Here is a 15044-nt window from a genome sequence, read left to right as displayed (position 1 = left end):
ACTACCGCCGGCCGGCGTTTCGCTTGCCGCTCGGACGCCGGGACCCGGTCGGCCGCACCGGGCGGGCACCCGGCGCCGGCTTGTTGGGTGCGGGCTTGTCGGGGGTCGCCGACGCCGACGCGGCGGTCTCCGGCGACGCCGGTCCGTCCTCGGTGGGCTTGGCCTCCTCGGCCGGCTCGGCCCCACCCTTGCGCCGGCGGGTGACGCGGCGGGTGTGCGTGCGCACCAGCTCGGTGCGCTCGCGCAGTGTGACCAGCAGCGGCGTGGCGAAGAAGATCGACGAGTAGGTGCCCACCAAGATGCCGACCAGCTGCACCAGCGCCAGGTCCTTCAACGTGCCGACCCCCAGCAGCCACACCGCCACGACCATCAGCGCCAGCACCGGCAACACCCCGATCAGGCTGGTGTTGATGGAGCGCATGAACGTCTGGTTGATCGCCAGGTTGGCCTGTTCGGCGAAGGTGCGCCGGGTGGTGTGCTGGAAGCCGTGGGTGTTCTCCTCGACCTTGTCGAACACGATGACGGTGTCGTACAGGGAGAAACCGAGGATCGTCAGCAGGCCGATGACGGTGGCCGGGGTGACCTCGAAACCGACCAGCGAGTACACCCCCGCGGTCACCGTCAGGTCGAACACCATGGTCGTCAGCGCGGAGACGGCCATGTACCGCTCGTACCGCACGGTGATGTACAGGCTGACCAACGCCAAGAACACCACCAGCGCGATCAGCGCCTTGTCGGTGATCTGGTCACCCCAGGTCTCCGACACCGCCGCGTCGCTGATCGCCTGCTTGCTGGGCTTGCCGTCCGCGCCCTTGGGCTGGAAGGCATCGAACAGGGCGTTGCGCAGCTTGGATGTCTGGTCGTTGGACAGCGTTTCCGAGCGGATCTGCACCGTGGCCGAGGCGCCGTTGCCGACGATCACCACCGACTCCGGGTCGCGGCCGATCGCCTTCCGGAAGACGTCGGACACGGTGGCCGTCGTGACGGTGCCCGACGAGCCGGCGGTGGGCATCGACACCGTGGTGCCGCCGTTGAAATCGATCCCGAAGGTGAAGCCCCGCAAGACGATGCTGACCAGGGCGACCGCGACGATCGCCCCGCTGATCCCGTACCAGAGGCGACGCCGGCCGATCACCTCGAACGCGCCGGTGCCGGTGTAGAGGCGCGCGAGGAAGCTGTGGTGCGGCTGCGCGGCGCCGGTCTCAGCAGCCGGCTCCACCGCGCCGGCTTCGGTGATCTCGGCCGCGTCGGTTTGGGCCTTGCCTTTGGAGGCCATCGCGCTATCCCCGTCCCGTCTTGACTTGCGCGGACGCCCGGCGCTCGCGGGCGACCTGCTGTACCGCGCCCAGGCCGTTGTAGGCGGGTTTGGCCAACGTCGGCGACTTGGACGCCAGGTAGACCAGCGGCCAGGTCACCAGGAACACCACCACGACGTCGAGGATCGTGGTGAGGCCCAGCGTGAAGGCGAATCCCCGCACCTGGCCGATCGCCAGCGCGTACAGCACCGCGGCGGCCAGGAAGGTGACGGCATTGCCCGACACGATCGTCTTGCGGGCCCGCACCCAGCCGCGGGGCACCGCCGATCGAAACGATCGGCCTTCTCGGATCTCGTCTTTGATGCGCTCGAAGAACACCACGAACGAGTCCGCGGTGGTGCCGATGCCGATGATCAGACCCGCGATGCCCGCGAGGTCCAGGGTGTAGTTGATCTGCCGGCCCAGGATCACCAATATCGCGAAGATCATTGCGCCGGAAGCCGTTAGCGACAGCGCGGTGAGCAGGCCCAACACCCGGTAATACAGCAGCGAGTACAGCAACACCAACACCAAACCGATCGCACCGGCGATCAGCCCCGCCCGCAGCGAGGTCAATCCCAGTGTGGCCGAGACGGTTTGGGCCTCCGAGGATTCGAATGACAGCGGCAACGAGCCGTATTTCAGGACGTTGGCCAGCTGCTTGGCGGTCGCGGCGGTGAACGGCGGGTCACCGCCGGTGATCTGGGTCCGGCCGCCGGGGATGGCCTCCTGGATCATCGGGGCGCTGACCACCTGGGAGTCCAGCGTGAAGGCGGTCTGGGTGCCGATGTGGGCGGCGGTGAAGTCCGCCCAGGTGTTCGCCGCCGCCGGCTTGAACTGCACGTCGACGACGTAACCGATGCCGCGCTGGTTCATGCCCGAGGTGGCGTCCTGGATCTGGTCGCCGCTGATGATCGAGGGCGCCAGCAGGTAGGCCACCTTGTGGTCGGTCGAACACGTCACCAGCGGCAGCTTCGGGTCGTCGTTGCCGGCCAGGATGTCTTCTTTGTCGCAGCGGGTGGCCTGGAACTGCAACGCCAGGAACTGCACGCCCTGACGGGTGCTCTGCCGCCACTTCTTCTCGTCGGCGATGCGCTCGGCGAGTTCCTTGCGCGGGTCGGCCGGTGCCGGCTGCTCGGCCGGGGGCACGTCGGCCGGCGGCGCGTTGCCCGCGGGCGCCGGGGGCGGCGCGGGGCTCGGCGGTGGCGGCGGCGGGTCCTGCGGATACGGCCGCGGCTGGGCCGGCGGTCGACCGCCCGGCGGCGCGGGCTGGGCCGGCGCGGGCTGGCCGGCCGGCGGGGGCGCCTGGCCCGGGGGCGGCGCCTGACCGGGCGCCGGCTGACCGGAGGGCGCCGGGCCCGGGGGCGGCGCCTGAGCCGGCGGGGCGGGCTTGGGCTGGACCGCCTGCGCCGGCATCGAGTTGAGCACCGGGCGGATGTACAGCCGGGCGGTCTGGCCCAGGTTGCGGGCCTCGTTGCCGTCGTTGCCGGGGACGGTGATGACCAGGTTGTCGCCGTCGACCACGACCTCGGAACCGGAGACGCCCAGCCCGTTGACCCGCGCGCTGATGATCTGCTGCGCCTGGGCCAGCGCGTCGCGGCTGGGGCGCGACCCGTCCGGGGTGCGCGCCGTCAGCGTGACGCGGGTGCCGCCCTGCAGGTCGATGCCGAGCTTGGGGGCGGCGTGCTTGTCCCCGGTCAGGAACACCAGCAGGTAGACGCCGACGAGCAGCAGCAAGAAGACCGACAGATAGCGGGCAGGGTGCACCGGCGCCGAAGACGATGCCACGTTCCTTCAATCTCCTCGAATATCGGTTCTTACCCCGGACAGAGCCTAGTGTCGTGCGCGCGCCCGTTGCGCAAGCGGTCCGCCGCCGTGGCGTCCGGGCTGGGATTTCCCGTCAGGAATCCTTGGGCAGCCGGCCCTCGTCGAATTCGGCCACGTCGTCCGAGTCGTCGCCGTCGGCCAGGTCTTCGTCGTCCTCGGGCAGGACCCGGTCGCGGATGGCCAGCTTCATCCAGGTGGTCACCACGCCCGGCGCGATCTCGAGGTCGACGGTGTCGTCCGTGATCGCGACGACCGTGGCCTGAAGGCCGGAGGTGGTGTGCACGCGGTCGCCGGCCCGCAGCGACTCGTGCAGGTCGATGGTGGCCTGCATCGCGCGCTTCTGGCGCCGCGACGCGAAGTACATGAACCCGCCCATGATGAGCAGGAAGGGCAGGAACAGGATCAAACTCTCCATGAACGGGCCTGTCTTTCGTAGTGGCGTCGAAGGGCGTTAGCGCCGGGACGACCCGCGGGCCGCGCACCTCGTACCGGCCAGTGTGCCATTGCTGCAGGTCGCTCCCGAGCCCCGCGGTGCGCGGGAGGCCCGCGGACGCCGGGGCGGATAGGCTTGGGTGGCGACGTGACAGCCGCGGCGCGGTGAGGAGAGAATCGTGGCCGGCCTCGAGCAGACTCGCCGACTGGTCACCGAAATCCCCGGTCCCGCTTCGCTGGAACTGACCAAACGCCGCGCCGCGGCGGTGTCGCACGGGGTGAACGTTTCGTTGCCGGTGTTCGTGGCCCGCGCCTCCGGCGGCATCATCGAGGACGTCGACGGCAACCGGCTCATCGACCTGGCGTCCGGCATCGCGGTGACCACCGTCGGCAACTCCTCGCCCCGGGTGGTGGAGGCGGTGCGAGCGCAGGTCGCCGAGTTCACCCACACCTGCTTCATGGTCGTGCCGTACGAGCAGTACATCGCCGTCGCCGAGGAGCTCAACCGGATCACGCCGGGCACCGGCGAGAAGCGTTCGGTGTTGTTCAACTCCGGCGCCGAAGCGGTCGAGAACGCCGTCAAAGTCGCCCGGTCATACACCCGCAAGCCCGCCGTCGTGGCGTTCAACCACGCCTACCACGGTCGCACCAACCTGGCGATGGCGCTGACCGCCAAATCCAAGCCGTACAAGAGCGGCTTCGGCCCGTTCGCGCCGGAGGTCTACCGGGCCCCGGTGTCCTACCCGTACCGGGACGGCCTGCTGGACAAGGAGCTGGCCGCCGACGGGGAGAAGGCCGCCGCCCGCGCGATCGACGTCATCGAGAGCCAGGTCGGCGCCGACAGCCTGGCCGCCGTCATCATCGAGCCGATCGCGGGCGAGGGCGGATTCATCGTGCCGGCCGAGGGATTCCTGCCCGCCCTGCTCGACTGGTGCCGGAAGAACGACGTGGTGTTCATCGCCGATGAGGTGCAGACCGGGTTCGCCCGCACCGGCGCGATGTTCGCCTGCGAGCACGAGGGCATCGAGCCCGACCTGATCTGCACGGCCAAGGGCATCGCCGACGGGCTGCCGCTTTCGGCGGTGACCGGCCGCGCGGAGATCATGGACGCCTCGCATGTCGGCGGCCTGGGCGGCACATTCGGCGGTAACCCGGTCGCTTGTGCGGCAGCGCTGGCCACCATCACCACGATCGAAAGTGACGGACTGATCGAGCGAGCCCAGCGGTTGGAACGGCTGATCACCGAGCCGCTGTTGCGCCTGCAGGCCGGCGATGACCGGATCGGCGATGTGCGTGGCCGGGGCGCCATGATCGCCATCGAATTGGTGAAGTCGGGAACCGCCGAGCCCGACGCGGAACTGACTCAGAAGCTGTCCACCGCGGCCCACGCCGCCGGAGTCGTCGTGCTGACGTGCGGCATGTTCGGCAACATCATCCGGCTGCTGCCCCCGCTGACCATCAGCGACGAGCTGCTGAGCGAGGGGCTGGACGTGTTGGGCGGGCTGCTCGGCGACCTCTAGCCCGGGGCGTCGACGGTCTGCGTGGGCAATCTCACAACACCGGCCGTGGCGCGGCCATGGTGGAATACCGTTACTTTAGCTAACGTTCTATCCGTCAGCGCATTGGCGCGAAATGACTCACCATCTTTCATTGCGAGGAACTGTTTATGTCGACCATTGATCGCGACGAGCGGCTCGAGCGCCGTATCGAGGAACTGACCGCCACCGACCCGCAGTTCGCCGCCGCGCGCCCCGACCCGGCGGTCGAGGCCGCCGTCGAGAAGCCCGGGGTGCGACTCCCGCAGGTCATCCGCACCGTGCTCGAGGGCTACGCCGACCGCGCCGCGCTGGCGCATCGGGTGGTCGAGTTCGTCGAGGATGCGGCGACCGGGCGCACCCGGCTCGAGCTGCTCCCCCGCTTCGAAACCATCACCTATCGCCAGCTGGGCGAGCGGGTCGCGGCGCTCGGCCGCGCCTGGGCCGACGGCGAGGTGCACGCCGGTGACCGGGTCTGTGTGCTCGGCTTCAACAGCGTCGACTACGCGACGATCGACATGGCGCTGGCCACGATCAGCGCGGTGTCGGTTCCGTTGCAGACCAGCGCGTCGCTGACCTCCCTGCGGCCGATCGTCACCGAGACCGAGCCCACCGTGATCGCGGCCAGCGCGAACCAGCTGCCCGAAGCCGTGGAGCTGATCCTGAGCGGCCACCGACCCGCCAAGCTGGTGGCGTTCGACTACCACCCCGAGGTTGACGACGAGCGCGAGGCGCTGGAAACCGCGCGCACGCGGCTGGCAGACGCCGGCGTCGCGGTGGAGACGCTGGCCGAGGTGCTCGAGCGCGGCAAGGCGTTGCCGGACAGGCCGCTGCCGGCCAGCGAGGACTCCGACCCGCTGGCCCTGCTGATCTACACCTCCGGCAGCACCGGCGCGCCCAAGGGTGCGATGTACCCCCAGAGCAATGTCGCCAAGATCTGGCGCCGGGGCAGCAGGAACTGGTTCGGGGAAAGCCCCGCGTCGATCACCCTCAACTTCATGCCGATGAGCCACGTCATGGGCCGCGGCATCCTGTACGGCACGCTGGGCAACGGCGGCACCGCCTACTTCGCGGCCAAGAGCGACCTCTCGACGCTGCTGGAAGACCTCGAGCTGGTGCGGCCCACCGAGCTGAACTTCGTGCCGCGCATCTGGGAGACCCTGTTCGGCGAATTCCAGCGCCAGGTCGAGCGGCGGCTGACCGAGGGTGCCGACCGCGCAACCGTTGAGGCGCAGGTGCTCGCCGAGCAGCGGCAGTACCTGCTGGGCGGGCGGTTCATCTTCGCGATGACGGGCTCGGCCCCCACCTCCCCCGAGTTGCGCGCCTGGGTCGAGTCCCTGCTCGAGATGCACCTGTTGGACGGCTACGGCTCGACCGAGGCCGGGATGGTGCTGTTCGACGGCGAAATCCAGCGCCCGCCGGTGATCGACTACAAGCTCGTCGATGTGCCGGACCTGGGCTACTTCAGCACGGACCGGCCGTATCCGCGCGGCGAGCTGTTGCTGCGGACCGAGAACATGTTTCCCGGCTACTACAAGCGCGCCGAGACCACCGCCAACGTGTTCGACGAGGACCGCTACTACCGGACCGGCGATGTGTTCGCCGAGGTCGCACCCGACAAGTTGGTGTACGTCGACCGCCGCAACAACGTGCTGAAGTTGGCGCAGGGCGAGTTCGTGACCCTGGCCAGGCTGGAGGCCGAATTCGGCAACAGCCCGCTGGTCCGCCAGATCTACGTCTACGGCAACAGCTCGCAGCCATACCTGCTGGCCGTCGTGGTGCCCACCCACGAGGCCCTGGCGCGCTGGGACGCCGACACGCTCAAGGGCAAGATCGCCGACTCGCTGCAGAACGTCGCGCGTCAGGCGGGCCTGCAGTCCTACGAGGTGCCGCGCGACTTCATCATCGAGACCACACCGTTCAGCCTGGAGAACGGTCTGCTGACCGGCATCCGCAAGCTGGCGTGGCCGAAGCTGAAGCAGCACTATGGCGAGCGGCTCGAACAGCTCTACGCCGAGCTGGCCGAGGGACAGGCCAACGAGTTGGCCGAATTGCGCCGCAACGGCGCGAGCGCGCCCGTGCTGCAGACCGTGAGCCGGGCCGCCGCGGCCATGCTGGGCACGGCGAGCGCCGAGTTGACCCCCGACGCGCACTTCACCGATCTCGGCGGAGACTCGTTGTCGGCGTTGACCTTTGGCAACCTGCTGCGCGAGATCTTCGACATCGACGTCCCGGTCGGCGTGATCGTCAGCCCGGCCAGCGACCTGCAGGCCATCGCCAACTACATCGAAGGCGAGCGCCAGGGCACCAAGCGGCCGACCTTCGCCTCGGTTCATGGTGCGGTGCACGGTCGCGACGCCACCACGGTGCGCGCCGGCGACCTCACCCTGGACAAGTTCCTCGAAGCCGAGACGCTGGCCGCCGCACCCAGCCTGCCCCGGCCCACCACCGAGGTCCGGACGGTGCTGCTGACCGGTGCGACCGGCTTCCTGGGCCGCTATCTGGCGCTGGAATGGCTCGAGCGCATGGACATGGTGGACGGCAAGGTGATCGCCCTGGTGCGGGCCAAGTCAGACGACGAGGCGCGGGCCCGGCTGGACAAGACCTTCGGCGTCGGCACTCCCCACGGCGACCCGAAGTTGGTGGCGCACTACCGGGAACTGGCCGCCGACCACCTCGAGGTCATCGCCGGCGACAAGGGCGAGGCCAACCTCGGCCTGGACCCGCAGACCTGGCGGCGGCTGGCCGACACGGTCGACCTGATCGTCGACCCGGCCGCCCTGGTCAACCACGTGCTGCCGTACAGCGAGCTGTTCGGCCCCAACGCGCTGGGCACCGCCGAACTGATCCGGATCGCGTTGACCACCAAGCTGAAGCCGTACGCCTACGTGTCGACGATCGGCGTCGGCGACCAGATCAAGCCGGGCGAGTTCGTCGAGGACGCCGACATCCGGCAGATCAGCGCGACCCGGGCGATCAACGACAACTACGCCAACGGCTACGGCAACAGCAAGTGGGCCGGCGAGGTGTTGCTGCGCGAGGCGCACGACCTCTGCGGCCTGCCCGTCGCGGTGTTCCGCTGCGACATGATCTTGGCCGACACCAGCTATGCGGGGCAGCTCAACCTGCCGGACATGTTCACCCGGCTGATGCTGAGCCTGGTCGCCACCGGTGTCGCTCCCGGTTCGTTCTACGAGCTGGACGCCGAGGGCAGCCGTCAGCGTGCGCACTACGACGGGCTGCCGGTCGAGTTCGTCGCCGCGGCGATCTCCATGCTGGGCACGCAGCTGCTCGACCACGTCGCAAGCCGGGACGGCTTCCAGACGTACCACGTGATGAACCCGTACGACGACGGCATCGGTCTCGACGAGTACGTCGACTGGCTGGTCGACGCCGGCTACGGGATCCAGCGCGTCGCCGACTACGGCGACTGGCTGCGGCGGTTCGAACAGGCGATGCGGACCCTGCCCGAGCGGCAACGCCAGTACTCGCTGCTGCCCCTGCTGCACAACTACCAGGAGCCAGAGAAGCCGATCAACGGGTCGATGGCACCGACCGACCGCTTCCGCGCCGCCGTGCAGGACGCGAAGATCGGCCCGGACAAAGACATTCCGCATGTCTCGGCGCCGGTCATCGTCAAGTACGTCACCGACCTGCAGCTGCTCGGACTGCTGTAAGCGCCACACGGCAATCGCCCACTCCCTCGCGGGGACTGGGCGATTGCCGTTGGGTCAGAGCGTGTTACTGCTGGGGGTGCGGCCAGCGCAGGTACGCGGCGTTGGCGCCCGACGCCGGGCGCTGGCGACGCCACCCCCGCTTGGGCTCCGGGTCGGAAGCCGTACGCGGCTTGGTCAGCGCGCCCGAGGACACCTCGGCCGGCTCGTACACCGACTCCCGGTACGGTTCGGCGCCCGGCGCCCCCGGCGCGGCGGGCTGCACGTCGCGCGCCAGGCGCACGGCCGTCCGCGCCAGCGCCACACCGCCGACGAAGATGATCAGCGCACCCAGCCCGGAGAAATAGGTGACCTCGAGCACCGCACGCTTGCGCTCGGTGGCGGCGACGGGATCACCGGCGGAGCCGATGCCCAGCAGCGGCGCGAACTGACCGCCGACGACGAACCAGGCGCCGGCCAGGACGGCCAGCCAGCCGCCCAGCATCGCCGCCACGCGGTTCCCGGCGACGATCAACAAGAGACCGCCCAGCACGGTCGCCGCCCCCGGCAGAACCTCGAGCCACCCCCGAGCCGAACTCCACGCCCACTCCCGATCGGGTGTGTAGGCGAAATCGAAGCGCGGTCCGACAAACGGTATTAACGCCCCCCACGCCCCCAGAATGACCAGGAGCAATCCGCTGACCGCGCCACGCGAACGCGGCATGCTCAGCCCGCGGGTTCGGCCGTCTTCTGCGTATTTCATGACATCCCCTCGTTGAATACCGGGCCTGTTTCCGGCCCGCCATGGGTACCCGGCGGTTTCCACTCGTAACCCATCCGGCGGCCGAAAACCACCCCGGGCCGTGGCCATTGGGGCTGGTGAGGCCGGTGTTACTACCGAAGCCCGAGGAGCAGCAGCACGATCGCAATGACCGGAAAGGCGCCCTGGGTCACCGCGGCCCGCGCCTTCTCCGGCGCCGACAACAGCAGCACCACCGCGGCCGCGGCCATGGACCCGACGCCGGCCAGAATCAGTGCCGCGCCAACGGCGTTGTGCCGCAAGGCAATCGCAACGATCCCCACGCCGCCGACCACCGCCAGGAACAGGTTGTAGAAGCCTTGGTTGAAGGCCAGCAGCTTGGTGGTCTCGGCCTCCTCCGCCGTGGTGCCGAACGTGGCCCGGGTGCGCGGCGAGGTCCAGGTCAACGATTCCATTACGAAGATGTACACATGCAGTAACGCCGCCAATGCGGCGAATATCAGCCCGGCTGTGAGCATCGCTTCTCCTCCGTCGTCGAGGCCTGCGGCGCGACAAGGCCTCCGCGTGTCTCGGTGTGCCGGTGGACTTTACCGACCTGCGCCTGCCCGGACCGTCCCAAACGCGAAAAGGCGCCGGCAGCCAAGGCTGCCGGCGCCTGCCGCGTGACTGGTCAACTACACACCGGCGTGGTGGCGCCGGTGGAACAGGCCGCCGCCGGCGCGACGGCCGAACAAGCCGCGCCCGCGGGGCTCGGCTTCCACCCGGTCCGTACGGGCCGCGGGCACGCCCCGCGTCTCGTCGTACATGGCCGGTTCGCCCGCCGGCACGGCGTCGGCCGCCACCGCCGGATCCCTCACCACGACGTCTCGCGCGTGCCGAACCGCCAGGCGCCCCACCGCGGCCCCGCCCAGGAAGACGATCAACGCGCCGAGTCCGGTGAAGTACGTGACCTCGAGCAGGGCGCGTTTGAAGTCCGTCGCGGCCATCGGTTGGCCGACGTCGCCGATACCAAGTGTCGGCGCGAAGGCGCGGCCGACGACAAACCAGGCGCCGGCAACGACCGCCAGCCAGCCACCGAACACCGCGTTGGCGCGGTTACCGGAGAGAAGCACCAGCAGGCCGCCCAGTGCCGCGGCGGCGCCGGGGAGCACCTCCAGCCAACCCTTGGCCGTGGTCCACGTCCATGCCGGATCGGCCATGTAGGCCCAGTCGATGTTGGGCCCGAAGAACGGCACCAATGCGCCCCAGGCCCCCAAAAGAATCAGTAGTAGCCCGGTCAGCGCGCCGCGGGTGCGTGGCATGTACAGCGCGCGAGGGCGTTCGTAGTCGTGGCGCGTGGTCCTCATGAGAATCTCCTTCACCAGGTATTGCTGCTGTGACCCTGGTTACCCGGCGGGCCCCACGCATAACCGGCCGCCGACCACCTAGGTGTTTGCTGTGCGACCGGACTGTGGGCACGGCCGACGCGGCCCGCGCTCGGTTATCCCTGGTGGCGGCGCCTTGAGCGGCCCGGCGCCGGGGGCCGACGCACCTTTGGGCACTTGCTCACCCGGCAGGTCACGATTTGATAATGGTCGCGACCGGCTGAGGGCTAGTCGAAGAGGCCGGCCTGCCCAAGCCCCGTGACCCCCGCCGGGGGGCTCATGCCCAGGTGCGTCCACGCCTGCGCGGTGGCCACCCGCCCGCGCGGCGTCCGCGCGACCATCCCGGCGCGGACCAGGAACGGCTCGCACACCTCCTCGACGGTGGCGGCCTCCTCACCGACGGCGACGGCCAGCGTCGAGACCCCGACCGGCCCGCCGCCGAAGCTGCGGGTCAGCGCCGACAGCACCGCCCGGTCCAGCCGGTCCAGACCGAGTTCGTCGACGTCGTAGACCGCCAGCGCCGACTTGGCCACGTCGCGGGTGATCACCCCGTCGGCGCGGACCTCCGCGAAGTCGCGGACCCTTCGCAGCAGCCGGTTGGCGATGCGCGGCGTGCCGCGCGAGCGCCGGGCGATCTCTTCGGCCGCCTCCGCGCCCAGCTCGATACCCAGAATGCCGGCGGAGCGGGCCAGCACGAGCTCCAGCTCGGCGGGCTCGTAGAAGTCCATGTGCGCGGTGAAGCCGAACCGGTCGCGCAGCGGGCCGGTCAGCGCGCCGGACCGCGTGGTCGCGCCGACCAGGGTGAAGGGCGCCACCTCCAGCGGTATCGACGTCGCGCCGGGACCCTTGCCGACCACCACGTCGACCCGGAAGTCCTCCATGGCCAGGTACAGCATCTCCTCCGCGGGCCGGGCGATGCGGTGAATCTCGTCGATGAACAACACGTCGTGCTCGACCAGGTTGGACAGCATGGCGGCCAGGTCCCCGGCGCGTTCCAGGGCCGGACCGGACGTGACCCGCAACGACGACCCGAGCTCGGCGGCGATGATCATGGCCAGCGACGTCTTGCCCAGCCCGGGCGGACCCGACAGCAGGATGTGATCCGGTGTGCCGCCGCGGTTCTTGGCCCCCTCGATCACCAGCTGGAGCTGTTCGCGCACCCGCGGCTGGCCGATGAATTCCCCCAGCGAGCGCGGCCGCAGGCTGACGTCGATGTCGCCCTCCCCGACGGACAGGGCCGGGGACAGCTCGCGGTCGGCGAAGTCGTCGTCGCCGGCGCCGGTCATCGTGCCTTACCCAGCATCGACAGGGCCGCGCGCAGGGCGCCCGACGTCGTTGCGTCCGGCTCGCCGGCCAGCACCTTGTCGGTGGCCTCTTCGGCCTGCTTGACCGCGAAGCCCAGGCCGACCAGGGCCTCCACCACCGGTCCCCGCACGGCGTGCCCGTTCACCACCGGCGCGCCGGCCGGTGCGCCCGCCGCGCCGGCTCCGACCTTGTCGCGCAGCTCGAGCACCATCCGTTCGGCGCCGCGCTTGCCGATGCCGGGCACCCGGGTCAGCGCGGTGACGTCGCCGTCGTGCAGCACCTGCCGCAACGCGGCGGCGTCGTGCACCGCCAACGTCGCCATCGCCAGGCGCGGCCCGACGCCCGACACCGTCAGCAGCGTCAGGAACAGGTCGCGGGTGTCGGAGTCGGGAAACCCGTAGAGCGTCATCGAGTCCTCGCGGACCACCATCGCGGTGATCAGCCGGGCCTCGGTCCCCGCGCGCAGCGTCGCCAACGTCGACGGTGTCGCGTTCACCCGGTAGCCGACGCCGGCCGCCTCGATCACCGCGTGATCGAGCGCCACCTCGAGCACCTCGCCGCGCACCGAGGCGATCACCGGGCGGCCTTCAGCTTGGCCAGATACGCCTGGCGTTGCCGCGCGGCCAGCGCCTCGGCCGCCGCCATCCGGGCCATCATCGGCGCCCTCCAGCAATGACAGATCGCCAACGCCAGCGCGTCGGCGGCGTCGGCCGGCGTCGGCTTGGCTTGCAGCGCAAGGATTTTGGCGACCATCGCGGTGACCTGGGCCTTGTCCGCGGCGCCGTTGCCGGTGACGGCGGCCTTGACCTCGCTGGGCGTGTGGAAGTGCACGTCGATGCCGCGCTTGGCCGCCGCCAGCGCGACGACTCCGCCGGCCTGCGCGGTGCCCATCACGGTCGACACGTTCAGCTGGGAGAACACCCGCTCGATCGCCACGACGTCCGGCTGATGGGTGGCCAGCCAATGCTCGACGGCGTCGCTGATGGCCAGCAACCTCCTGGCCAGCGGCGCATCCGACGGGGTCCGCACCACGTCGACGTCCAGCGCGACCACGCTGCGCCCGCGCCCGGTTTCCACGACCGACAGTCCGCATCGGGTCAGCCCGGGGTCGACGCCCATCACCCGCATTGCCCGCTCCCACCTGTAGAACAGCTGTTCGATACCCTAGCGGCCGCGACCGACGGCTCCGCGCAGGACACGCGGCGGCGCCGCCCAATTCGTGTCGGGAGGTTACAGCGCCGAATCCACCGAAAAGCTGTTAGCTTTAGCCGACGTTCGCTCAAGCAAGGTGGCAACGGAAGGGTTCGCGTGGGATCACTGCTGGTCGTTGTCGCGATCGTGCTGTTCATCGCATCCATCGTCGTGCTCGTCATCGCTTTGCGGCGCCCCAAGCAGCCGGGCCCGCCGCGCGGACGCCAGGATCCCCTCTCCTTCAACGCGATGCCGGAGTTCGGCCCCCGCCAGCTCGGGCCCGGCGCCATCGTCAGCTACGCCGGCGTCGACTACGTGGTCCGCGGATCGGTGACGTACCACGAAGGCCCGTTCGTGTGGTGGGAGCACCTGCTCGAAGGCGGTGACCAGCCGATCTGGTTCAGTGTCGAGGAGGACGACGGGCGCCTCGAGCTGGCGATGTGGGTCAGCCGCAAGGACGTTCAGCTGCAGCCGGGTGACCAGTACGTCGTCGACGGGGTGACGTTCCACGAGTCCGAACGTGGTCGCGCCTCGTTCACCACCGAGGGCACCACGGGCCTGCCGGCGGGCGGCGAGATGGAGTTCGTCGACTGCGCCAACGCCGACGAGTCGGCGCTGCTCTCGTTCGAGCGTTGGGCGCCGGGCATGCCGTGGGAGATTTCGACCGGCAAGCCCGTGCTGACCGGCGAACTGACCGTGTATCCGGCGCCCCCGCCCTCGTCCTCCTAGGAGCGCGTCGGTGCCGCTTCATCAGCTCGCCGTAGCGCCCTCGGACGTTTCCGGGCAAAACCTCGGACTCGCGCTCAACGCGCCCACACCGCCCCCGCTGGCGACCTGCGTTCTGCACCACCCCGACGGCGGAGCGCTGTTGCTCGGGGTCCTCGGCGCGTCGCACGTCGTGACGGTCGAACACGCCGCGGGCCGGTTCTCCGAGGAGGTCTCGTGCACGGCACGCGGCCACGGCGTCGACCTGCCGGAGCGCACGACCGCGCGCGGCTATTCGCTGGAATCCCGCATCGATCGGCACGACGAGGCGACCTTCCGCCGCGTCGCGCGTGACCTTCGAGACCGGTGCGCGCGGGAAAAGGGTTGGCTCGGCGGCTCTTTCCCCGGTGACGACGCCGCGCTGACCGCGTTGGCCGCCGAACCCGACGGCGCCGGCTGGCGCTGGCAGACCTGGCACCTGTACCCGGCCGGCAATGGCGGCATGGTGGTCCACACGACGAGCCGGTGGCAGCCGTGAGCCGCAACCGCCTGTTCGTGATCGCCGGCGCGCTGGCCGTGGCCGCCGTCGCGTGCCTCGTTCCCGGAATCATCTTGCTGCAGAAGAACATCGGCTCCTACATCGCCGGCCACTATCACGCGTACTCCCACGACGCGAACGGCACGCGCTACGAATGCAGCGGTCCACCCGACGACGTGGCCGACACGCTCGCCGAGTACCAGGCCCCCCAGGCCCGCGCCGCCAACGGCGACAACGAGTACCTGCGCTACAGCAACAACATCGTGATCGTCGGCCCCGACGGCAATCGCCCGTGCAGCATCCGCCTGGAAAGCCTGAACGCCGGGTACAGCCACGGCGCCTTCATCTTCCTCGGTCCCGGCTTCACCCCCGGCTCCCCCTCGGGCGGCGCCGGAGGCAGCCCGGGTGGCCCCGGCGGAACCAAGTGACGTCTAGCCGA

14 protein-coding genes are annotated in these 15044 nt (G+C 70.0%); 5 read left to right on the top strand and 9 right to left on the bottom strand.

What is annotated here, in order from left to right; all coding sequences use genetic code 11:
- Position 1: 1 nt before the first annotated feature.
- The 3 genes from secF to yajC form a co-directional block, all read right to left on the bottom strand.
- Positions 2 to 1276, bottom strand: coding sequence for a protein translocase subunit SecF (gene secF / locus G6N37_RS03875; RefSeq protein WP_163676160.1), 1275 nt, complete (start codon positions 1274 to 1276; stop codon positions 2 to 4).
- 4 nt (positions 1277 to 1280) lie between these two features.
- Positions 1281 to 3083, bottom strand: coding sequence for a protein translocase subunit SecD (gene secD / locus G6N37_RS03870; protein WP_163676157.1), 1803 nt, complete (start codon positions 3081 to 3083; stop codon positions 1281 to 1283).
- Between the two features lie 112 nt (positions 3084 to 3195).
- Positions 3196 to 3537: a preprotein translocase subunit YajC gene (gene yajC, locus G6N37_RS03865; RefSeq protein ID WP_163676154.1), complete on the bottom strand. Its 342-nt coding sequence runs from the start codon at positions 3535 to 3537 to the stop codon at positions 3196 to 3198.
- A gap of 196 nt (positions 3538 to 3733) precedes the next feature.
- Here yajC and gabT point away from each other — a divergent pair, with 196 nt between their 5' ends.
- Entirely contained in the window at positions 3734 to 5074 is a 1341-nt protein-coding gene (gene gabT, locus G6N37_RS03860; RefSeq protein ID WP_163676150.1) for a 4-aminobutyrate--2-oxoglutarate transaminase, read from the top strand.
- Positions 5075 to 5220: 146 nt separating this feature from the next.
- Complete coding sequence (gene car / locus G6N37_RS03855; RefSeq protein WP_163676147.1) at positions 5221 to 8766, top strand: carboxylic acid reductase; 3546 nt, start codon at positions 5221 to 5223, stop codon at positions 8764 to 8766.
- A 64-nt stretch (positions 8767 to 8830) separates the two neighbouring features.
- On the opposite strand, the gene G6N37_RS03850 is transcribed toward car, so the two are convergent.
- From G6N37_RS03850 to ruvC, 6 genes are all read right to left on the bottom strand, one after another.
- Positions 8831 to 9505, bottom strand: a complete 675-nt coding sequence (locus G6N37_RS03850) for a hypothetical protein (protein WP_163676143.1) — start codon at positions 9503 to 9505, stop codon at positions 8831 to 8833.
- Positions 9506 to 9636: 131 nt separating this feature from the next.
- Complete coding sequence (locus G6N37_RS03845; RefSeq protein ID WP_163676140.1) at positions 9637 to 10020, bottom strand: DUF1304 domain-containing protein; 384 nt, start codon at positions 10018 to 10020, stop codon at positions 9637 to 9639.
- Positions 10021 to 10176: 156 nt separating this feature from the next.
- Entirely contained in the window at positions 10177 to 10848 is a 672-nt protein-coding gene (locus G6N37_RS03840; RefSeq protein WP_163676137.1) for a hypothetical protein, read from the bottom strand.
- Between the two features lie 245 nt (positions 10849 to 11093).
- Positions 11094 to 12152 (bottom strand): Holliday junction branch migration DNA helicase RuvB, encoded by a 1059-nt coding sequence (ruvB, locus tag G6N37_RS03835; protein WP_163676135.1) that lies wholly within the window; start codon positions 12150 to 12152, stop codon positions 11094 to 11096.
- On the bottom strand, positions 12149 to 12748 hold the full coding sequence (gene ruvA / locus G6N37_RS03830; protein ID WP_163676132.1) for a Holliday junction branch migration protein RuvA: 600 nt from the start codon (positions 12746 to 12748) through the stop codon (positions 12149 to 12151). Before ruvA ends, ruvB begins: the two co-directional genes overlap by 4 nt.
- On the bottom strand, positions 12745 to 13299 hold the full coding sequence (ruvC, locus tag G6N37_RS03825; RefSeq protein ID WP_163676129.1) for a crossover junction endodeoxyribonuclease RuvC: 555 nt from the start codon (positions 13297 to 13299) through the stop codon (positions 12745 to 12747). The genes ruvA and ruvC overlap by 4 nt, the downstream gene beginning before the upstream one ends.
- A gap of 180 nt (positions 13300 to 13479) precedes the next feature.
- Between ruvC and G6N37_RS03820 the strand changes: the two genes are divergently transcribed.
- Genes G6N37_RS03820 through G6N37_RS03810 form a run of 3 tightly spaced genes read left to right on the top strand, consistent with a single transcriptional unit; the run spans position 13480 to position 15033 of the window.
- Positions 13480 to 14091 carry a DUF4178 domain-containing protein gene (locus G6N37_RS03820; RefSeq protein ID WP_163676126.1) on the top strand — a complete coding sequence of 204 codons (612 nt, stop codon included), beginning with the start codon at positions 13480 to 13482 and terminating at the stop codon, positions 14089 to 14091.
- A gap of 10 nt (positions 14092 to 14101) precedes the next feature.
- Positions 14102 to 14605 carry a DUF2617 family protein gene (locus tag G6N37_RS03815; protein WP_163676123.1) on the top strand — a complete coding sequence of 168 codons (504 nt, stop codon included), beginning with the start codon at positions 14102 to 14104 and terminating at the stop codon, positions 14603 to 14605.
- On the top strand, positions 14602 to 15033 hold the full coding sequence (locus G6N37_RS03810) for a DUF4247 domain-containing protein (RefSeq protein WP_163676120.1): 432 nt from the start codon (positions 14602 to 14604) through the stop codon (positions 15031 to 15033). Before G6N37_RS03815 ends, G6N37_RS03810 begins: the two co-directional genes overlap by 4 nt.
- Positions 15034 to 15044: the final 11 nt, after the last annotated feature.

The organism is Mycobacterium seoulense (assembly GCF_010731595.1).
In the GTDB taxonomy this organism is placed as follows: domain Bacteria; phylum Actinomycetota; class Actinomycetes; order Mycobacteriales; family Mycobacteriaceae; genus Mycobacterium; species Mycobacterium seoulense.
Note: the sequence above shows the minus strand (reverse complement) of the source record. Positions and strands in the feature narration are given on the sequence as shown.

Excerpts from the sequence above, each read along its gene's own strand:
- secF (WP_163676160.1), bottom strand. The coding sequence starts at position 1,276 with ATGGCCTCCAAAGGCAAGGCCCAAACCGACGCGGCCGAGATCACCGAA.
- yajC (WP_163676154.1), bottom strand. The coding sequence starts at position 3,537 with ATGGAGAGTTTGATCCTGTTCCTGCCCTTCCTGCTCATCATGGGCGGG.
- car (WP_163676147.1), top strand. The coding sequence starts at position 5,221 with ATGTCGACCATTGATCGCGACGAGCGGCTCGAGCGCCGTATCGAGGAA.
- G6N37_RS03850 (WP_163676143.1), bottom strand. The coding sequence starts at position 9,505 with ATGAAATACGCAGAAGACGGCCGAACCCGCGGGCTGAGCATGCCGCGT.
- G6N37_RS03845 (WP_163676140.1), bottom strand. The coding sequence starts at position 10,020 with ATGCTCACAGCCGGGCTGATATTCGCCGCATTGGCGGCGTTACTGCAT.
- G6N37_RS03840 (WP_163676137.1), bottom strand. The coding sequence starts at position 10,848 with ATGAGGACCACGCGCCACGACTACGAACGCCCTCGCGCGCTGTACATG.
- ruvB (WP_163676135.1), bottom strand. The coding sequence starts at position 12,152 with ATGACCGGCGCCGGCGACGACGACTTCGCCGACCGCGAGCTGTCCCCG.
- ruvC (WP_163676129.1), bottom strand. The coding sequence starts at position 13,299 with ATGCGGGTGATGGGCGTCGACCCCGGGCTGACCCGATGCGGACTGTCG.